Source organism: uncultured Methanobrevibacter sp. (genome assembly GCF_937906425.1).
In the GTDB taxonomy this organism is placed as follows: domain Archaea; phylum Methanobacteriota; class Methanobacteria; order Methanobacteriales; family Methanobacteriaceae; genus Methanobrevibacter.
Genome location: NZ_CALCYR010000283.1, coordinates 19107 through 27251, shown reverse-complemented (window position 1 = coordinate 27251; position 8145 = coordinate 19107). Strand labels below are relative to the sequence as shown.

The following is an 8145-nucleotide window of genomic DNA, read 5'->3' as shown; positions in this document are numbered from 1 at the left end:
AATTCTGGGCTTATTTATTTAGTTTTAGGTTTGATTTTTAATTCTGGGCTTATTTATTTAGTTTTAGGTTTGATTTTTAATTCTGGGCTTATTTGTTTGGTTTTTAGGTTTGATTTTAAGTCTTTTCTATATAATTGGTTGAAGTTTAATTATCCCTTTCTTGATTTACTAGATATTTCTTAATCTTCAAACTTTTAAAAATGTGATTGAAAGTCAATCATTGTCCTTTTTAAAAAATTGCTCTTGTTTTTTTTTAAAACAAATTTAATATTTTATTTTTTGTATGCTTCATTAAGTTTTTAAATAATTTTAATTTGGATTAAGCTCAGGCTTTTTTTTAAATTATTCACATTAATTAATTATTTAAAATATCTTTTTGAGGGATTAGATGACTTATGAACATATGAAAGAAGAACTAAAATTTATAAACGGTTCAAATGTCCGATTGAGAATAATGGTTGATTTGTCTAAAAAACCACATAGATTAATTGATTTTAATAAGGATTCTTTATTGACTTACAGTTCACTTTCTACAAACATTCATAAACTTTGTGAAAGAAGACTTGTTGAAAAGGTGCAAAATAAGTTTAGATTAACTAATATAGGTCGAATATACCTTATTGCACTGATGGATTTTCAGGATGAGCTGAATACAATAAACAATTTCTCTGATTTTTGGTTAAATCATGACATATATCCGATTTCAAATTCCTATCATCAGCAATTGTCTTCATTGAAAGGTTCAGAACTTATCAGCAGTTCTCCTTCCGACATTTATAGGACTCATGAGGAATTTAGGAAAATATTTACCAGCTCAAGTGTTTTAAAGGTTATTTTTCCTTATTTTCATCCAGAGTATCCTAAACTGATTAGACGACTAGTTTTGTCCCGTGCCAAGATTGAAATTATTCTTCCAAGAGTGATTAGCAGACGTTTTGTTCAATGTATTGGCGAAGTTATTGTAAAGGATGCCATTGACAATGGTCTTTTAAGAATTTTGGAAATCGATGAGCATATCAAATTGGCTTTGGCAATTTCGGATAAAAATGTTTCCATTGGCTTGTTTAAGACTGATGGAAGTTATGATCAGAATAGATTACTTGTATCTTGTGAAGAAAAGGCTATTGATTGGGCTAACAAGTTGTTTAATTCATATAAGGATGATGCAAGGAATTTTATTTATTAAATTTTTGTGAGTTTACAATATGTTTATTGTTTTATAGGGTTATTTTCCAAATGGGGTTTTAGATTTTTAGAGATTCTGTTTGGATGGTTTTAGTGTGATAAAATGTTGATTGAGGATAAATTTAAGGTAAAACGTAGAGATTTTAATAATATGCGTTTTATATTAGCTTCTACTGTGAGAAATGAATTGCTTATTCACCTGTTGGATAATTGTGATGAATTAAAGGAATTGAGGGAAAGTTTTAACAAGCCTTCCGCTACAATATTGCATGCCATAAAGGAATTGGAGTCCTTGGATTTGATTACAAAAAATTATAAGCAATATTGTGCTACTTCAAAGGGGGCATTATATGGTTTTGCTTTGGACAAGCTTCAAAAGAACTTATATCTTTTTGAAACAAATCGTGAATTTTGGGAAACTCATCAAATCAATTCTTTTCCAACAGAATTTATAAATAATGCTTATTTGCTAAACGATTCAAAGTTTCATAAGGTAAATCAGGTTGACTTGTCTGAATATATTGATATATGCGAAAAATCCATTAATTCATCAAAGGACATTGGGATACTTCTGCCTATCTTTTCTCAAGGCCATATGGATATAATTTTGGATCATGTGAGAAAGGGTAATTCATTGGATTTAATAGTAAATGATGATGTATTAAAATCCATTAAAAAAACAGGTTATTTTAAAAAGCTTATTGAATTGTCAGACAATGACTTGATCCGTCTTCGTAAGTATTCTGGGGATTTGAAATTGTTTCTCATTTATGGTTCAGAACTTATGATGATGAATCTTTTTAAAAAGGATGGTTCATTTGATGATGGGCTTGTAATTTATAATGATACAGAACCAGGGGTTTTATGGGCAAGAGAGATATTTGACTTTTATTATAAAAATTCAAACCAGATAATTTTGTAATTGGGTTTATGATTTTAAAAATAGTTTATTTATTATTTAGGGGGTGTTTTATGAAAAAATAGAAAATAATATTTAATTAACGAGTTTTATTTTTTTTAAAATTTTTCTTTAAAATTTTTATGATTTAAAAATAGTATTTGATTTTATTTTTTTTTAAAAAATAAAATGGAATTATTGAAGTTTTTCTTCAATAATTTCTTTTAAGTCTTCGATTTTTACTCTTTCCTGTTCTTCAGTGTCTCTGTTTCTAATTGTTACAGTATCATCTTCTTTTGTATCAAAGTCTACAGTAATAGCTATTGGAACACCTACTTCATCAGCACGAGCATATCTTTTTCCTATAGTTCCTGAAGTGTCTAAATCAACTGTAAATCCTTCTTCACGTAAGTTGTGGGTGATTTCAGTTGCAATCTCATCAAGTCCGTCTTTATTCATTAATGGGAATACGCTGACTTGAATCGGAGCTATTTCATTTGCGAATTTAAAGTATTCCTTGCTGACTCCATCTTCTTCAGTCTTAAAGGAATGGAGTAATGTGCAGTAGAGAATTCTGTCAATACCGAATGATGGTTCGATTACATGAGGTATGATTCTTTCTCCTTTTACTTCCTCTTCAATTTCCTCAAAAATCAAGTGTTCCTCAAGAATTTCAAAGCTGTTGTCCAATTCCAAAGTGAATTTTCCATCAGCTTCTATTTTTTCTTTAAGTTCCACTACCTCTTCATCACTTAAGTTTTCAATATATGTCTTGATTTTAGGGGAGTCTCCCTTGAATGCAGGTCCGAATAATTTTAAGTTAGGTTTTACAACAAGTTTGGAAATGGTTTTTGCTTCGTCAAACTCTTGGTAAATGCTTAATTCATCATTACTGAATTGGGTGTGGGCCTTTAAGTCGTAATCTCCTCTATCTGCAATACCAATGATTTCCACCCAACCATATTGGTCGGTTAAACATTCAACGTCCCAACAGTCAAGAGCATAGTGTGCCATTTCTCCAGGTAAGTGTTGTCTGAATCTTAAGACCTCGTCAGGAATTCCTAATTCCTTCAAGAATTTTCTAGCAAGGTATAATTGATAAATCAATGTTTCAGATGAAACAACTCCTTGATCCAATGCTTCTTGAGCTGTAATCTCCAAGGTTTCCTTATTGTTTATTTGGACATCCTGGGATGAAAGGTATAATTTTTCATCAGCTATTTGCTTGAATTTAGGATGTGTCTTGTCTTTTGGGTCCAAGAAGATTTCAGCTTCAGCTTGTGTAAACTCTCTAAGACGGATAACTCCTTGCCTTGGGGAAATCTCGTTTCTGTATGCTTTTCCAAGTTGGACTGCACCAAATGGCAATTTGTTTTTAAAGAATCTTGATAAACGTTTGAATAAAATGAAAATTCCTTGTGCAGTTTCAGGTCTCATATAACCTACTTTGTCTCCTTTTGCACCAATTTCCGTTTTAAACATTAGATTGTAATTCCAGATTTTTGCCAAGTCTCCATCGCAGCTTGGACATTTGATATTGTTTTTTGCTACAATCTCATCCATTTCCTCGTTTTCCAAACTTTCCACATCTTCACCGATTGCTTCTTCAATGATGTGGTCTGCCCTATAAACCTCTCCACAGGATTCACATTTTGTCATAGGGTCTGTAAAGTTGTCAACGTGACCTGAAGCCTTTAAAACTTCTTTTGGCATTACAGTAGGTCCTTCTATTTCATGGAAACCTTCTCCTGCAATGTATTGTTTTCTCCACTTTTGCATAATATTGTTTTTTAAACTTGCTCCAAGAGGTCCATAATCGGTAAATCCGGAAACTCCTGAGTAAATTTCAAAAGAAGGCCATAAAAAACCTCTTTTACGTGCTATATTTGTCATTTTTTCATGATTCATGAATAATTCTCCATAATTATAATTTTTTGGGCAAATAGCTATTTTAAAAAATATTTAATCTGATTTTTAATTAAAATCAATTTTGATTTTTTTTAATCAATATTGGTTTTTTATCAATTTTGATTTTTTTTAATCAATATTGGTTTTTTACTAATTTTGATTTTTTTAATCACTTGATTTTTATTTTTTTAATTCGTAATCAAACTTGATTCTACTGCTTTCAGGTCTTGTCTGCTCCATATATTTGCTGTTTCTATCTGGGTGACCATAAGGTAATTCAGATGGGGAGGTCATTGTTTCAAAAACAATTTGACATACTCTTTGCCCTGGGTATAATGCAACAGGCATTGTTCCTATGTTTGAGATTTCAAGAGTAATCCTTCCTTCAAATCCTGGGTCAATATAACCTGCAGTTACGTGCATTGTAACTCCAAGTCTTCCCATTGAGGAACGACCTTCAACTCTTGCTACAATATCATCAGGTAATTTAACATATTCATGGGTTATAGCAAGTGCAAATTCGTTTGGATGGATGATGAATGCATCTCCTTCAGGAACTACTGTTGATTCCATATAGGATGCAAGGTCTTCTGGGTCTTTAGGATCAATATATGGTTTTCTAATGACTTTAAAGACTTTAAATTCATCCCCTAATCTCATATCAACAGAAGAAGGTTGAATTTGTCTTTCATCTTCCAAAGGATCTATAACAATTCTTTTATCCTCTAAATATTTTTTAATGTCTCTATCACTTAAAATAGCCATTTTAATTCCTCAAATTTTCATTGGAATAAAATTTTATTTAAAATGTTTATTTTTTATAAATCATTGCTTATAATAATTTATGAAATTCTTATAAAACAATTTAACATTATATTATTTCTTTTTAATAATTATTATAGTTTTTTTATAAATTGATAAGGGGGTTGATTTTTTGAAGGGTGGCTTGATTTTTTAGACTTATTTATTTTTTTATTTATTTTTTAAGTCAATTTTGAAAATTTTTTATCAATTTTCGTTCTGTTTTTTATTTTTCATTAAATTACTTATTTTTTGATTTAAAGTATGATTTATTATTATTTTTTTATTTAACTCTTTCATTATTGGTTAAATAATTTTGTTTTAAATCTTTATAATTATTTTTTAATTTATTAAAATTTGATTTTTTTATTCGGACTTTAAAAAGGTCATTTTAGCACTATTTTTATAAAAATAACTCATTTTAATTTATATTTAATTTAATTACTTTTAAATTATTTATATTTTTAATAAATAGTTTTATTTTGCTCTTATTTTATCTAATAAAGTCTTATTTGGGCATTGATTTTTTTATTAGTTTAAATTAATTTATTTTTAAATTAGATTATTATTTATCAGTTATTTTTTATTTTATTTATTTTAAATCAATTTTATTATTTTTTAAGAATTTTTAAATTTTTCTATGGTTTTTTAAGCTTGCAAAACAGTTTAATTTTTATTTTTTCAGTGAAAAGATTTATATATTATTAAATCTTAAATTTTATCATAAAATAAAAACTCAGATTTTAGTTCTGCTTAAAATAAGCCCTAAAATTAGGAATTTTTTTTAATAAACAATTTTTTTAAAAAATAAATTTTTAAATAATTTTAAATAATTTTAAAAAATTTTAAAAAATTTAAATAATTTTAAATATTTTTTAATATTTTTAAATAATTTTAAAGAGTTTAATTATTTAAATTATAATTTCTTAATTTATAATTTCTTAATTAGTTTTATAAAATTATTTTTTTTTAATTTAGTGAGGTGTAAAAATTTCGAATAAAGATTTTATGTTGCTTCTAACAGTTGGAGCATTGTTTTTCATGCTTATTGCTTCTGTTTCAGCAAGTGATGTAGATGATTTTACAATTAATCAAAATAATAATGATTTAGTTCTTGAGGATTCTGTTTCAGGGGGTTCTTCTGGTGTGGATGATTCTGATGATGGTTCTGTTTCAGGGGGTTCTTCTGGTTTGGATGGTTCTTCCGCTGATAATTCTGAAGGCTCTTCAAACTTAACAGATAATTCTTCAGTTTTGCCTTCTAAAAAAGACACTTCAATCAGTTCTCAAGAAATAAGTTTTGTTTATGGCACTGATGCTCAAGCCAATATTAATTTAAAAGATAGTGATGGTTTGCCATTGTCTGGTAAAATCTTGTCCTTAACTTTAAATGGCCAAGTCTATAATTTAAGCACGGATGATGGGGGTTTGGCTATTTTTAATATTTCCAATCCTTTGGCTGTCGCTAACTATAATCTTTTAATTGACTTTGCGGGGGATGAAAATTATAATCCTTCAAATGCCTCTGTGGATGTAAAGATTACTAAAGCGTCCACAAAACTTTATGTGCCGAAGGTCAGATCTTATTTAACAGTTGCAAGTTATGTAAACGTTAGTTTAATGGATTCAAATGGAGCTTTGCTTTCAAATAAGGATGTTCTTCTTACAGTTTCTGGAAAAACATATAATGCAAGTACAAATTCCAAGGGAATTGCCAGAATAAAGATTCCAAATGCTGTTGGGACATTTACATGCACTGCAGAGTTTAAGGGAGATGGAAATTACTCTTCATCAAAGAAAAGTTCCAAGATAACTATTACTAAAATGAAGACAATATTGTCTGCTCCTGCTGTAAGCTCATATATGACCAAAAACACTTATCTTAAAGTTAATCTAAAAAACATTTATGGCACTGCCTTAAAAAATAAGGCTATTTATGTGACCTATTCAAAGAAAACCTATAAGATTATCACCAATGCAAGTGGTGTGGCTAAATTGAAGTTTGCAAAAAAGGTGGGAACATACTCCTGCATTGTGAAATTCAAGGCAACAAGTAATTTCTATGCAAATTCCACAAGTGTGAAGGTAAAGATTTCCAAAATGCCTACCTTGGTTTCAGCTTCTAAAATTACCATCAATTCAACAAAATATGGTAGTGTTTTAATTACATTAAAGGATAAGCAAGGAAACTTGCTTAAAAACAAGACAGTATCTGTCAGTATTCCTTCAGCAAACAAGACTTACAGTGTAAAGACTAATTCAAGCGGAATTGCTGTATTCAAGTTTAATGGGCCTAAAACATATAATCTTAGTCTTAAGTTTGCAGCAACAAAATATTACTCTGCCAGTTCCAATACAACTAAATGTGTTGTAAAACCATTTAAGGTGGCATTCAATGATGTAGTTAAGATGTCAAAATTATTTAAGAATTATCTTAGCGCAAACAAGTCATTGCCAAGTAATATAGTATATAAAAACGTTTCATATAACACTGCACAGCTTTCCTATTTGATGGCTGTGGCAATTAAGCATGTTGCAAATAAAAACTATAATAACATAACATTGATTGCTGTTTCTGCTCCAAGCAGTTCTTCTGGAGAGATTTATGATACTGTATATAAGGAAAATTATCTTAAAATTGTAAATAAGGCTGTGGGATCTTCCATAAAACATAAGACCTATTCCTATATTTCATATTCAATTTATAAGGTTCCATATAAGGTTTATACTGCTGAATTTTCAAGAATTTTAAGTTTTTATGGCGACAATAAGAAATTGCCGAATTATTCCCTATTTACCAATTCAGAGTTTACAAAGGTTTCAAATTCTAGCAAATTGACATTCTATTTAACCACGGACAATATTGCAGGTAAAAAATCTGACTTGAAAATGCTTAAAAGTTTGGCAAGCACTCTTAAGTCAATGGGCTATAATGCGATTATCATAGGTATAGGCCCGGATATTCATAATGTCGCATATAGGTATGGCTGTACTGGAAATAATTCAGTATTGCTTGCAGTTTTCGGTGGAGTTGATGTTGGTTGTATTGAGGAATGGTCTGGCGAGATTGGATCTTTAAACGGTTACTCATTTGTTTCCAATTATAAAGGAGCTCATGTATTGGGATTATGGTTTACCAAACCTTATGGTGCTGCTTCCAGTATTTACAGTAAGGTTGGCAGAGCTTGGGACGCTGATTATGGTCATGCTTTAGCAAATCCTGCTAAGTATATGGCTTCCAATAATATTAGTTATATTCAGACCGGTACTGTTGCTTCTGCTTGTAAATTGTTAAAGGCAGGTAAAATGGGCGGTCCACAACTAATTTCTTAATTTTTAATTTTTTTATTTTT

General features: G+C 29.4%; 6 protein-coding genes. 4 read left to right on the top strand and 2 right to left on the bottom strand.

Annotation, left to right across the window (positions count from 1 at the left end; genetic code table 11):
* The 3 genes from Q0138_RS08410 to Q0138_RS08400 form a co-directional block, all read left to right on the top strand.
* Window positions 1–183, top strand: a 183-nt coding sequence (locus tag Q0138_RS08410; RefSeq protein ID WP_297983353.1) for a hypothetical protein, incomplete at its 5' end; no start/stop codon positions are given.
* 205 nt (window positions 184–388) lie between these two features.
* Window positions 389–1186 (top strand): transcriptional regulator FilR1 domain-containing protein, encoded by a 798-nt coding sequence (locus tag Q0138_RS08405; RefSeq protein WP_297983350.1) that lies wholly within the window; start codon window positions 389–391, stop codon window positions 1184–1186.
* Window positions 1187–1288: 102 nt separating this feature from the next.
* Window positions 1289–2107 carry a transcriptional regulator FilR1 domain-containing protein gene (locus Q0138_RS08400; RefSeq protein ID WP_297983347.1) on the top strand — a complete coding sequence of 273 codons (819 nt, stop codon included), beginning with the start codon at window positions 1289–1291 and terminating at the stop codon, window positions 2105–2107.
* 171 nt (window positions 2108–2278) lie between these two features.
* Here Q0138_RS08400 and glyS read toward each other — a convergent pair whose 3' ends face one another.
* On the bottom strand, window positions 2279–3991 hold the full coding sequence (gene glyS, locus Q0138_RS08395; protein WP_297983344.1) for a glycine--tRNA ligase: 1713 nt from the start codon (window positions 3989–3991) through the stop codon (window positions 2279–2281).
* Window positions 3992–4171: 180 nt separating this feature from the next.
* Window positions 4172–4756 (bottom strand): dCTP deaminase, encoded by a 585-nt coding sequence (gene dcd / locus Q0138_RS08390; RefSeq protein ID WP_297983341.1) that lies wholly within the window; start codon window positions 4754–4756, stop codon window positions 4172–4174.
* 1044 nt (window positions 4757–5800) lie between these two features.
* Between dcd and Q0138_RS08385 the strand changes: the two genes are divergently transcribed.
* Window positions 5801–8125, top strand: coding sequence for a hypothetical protein (locus tag Q0138_RS08385; RefSeq protein ID WP_297983337.1), 2325 nt, complete (start codon window positions 5801–5803; stop codon window positions 8123–8125).
* Window positions 8126–8145 lie beyond the last annotated feature (20 nt).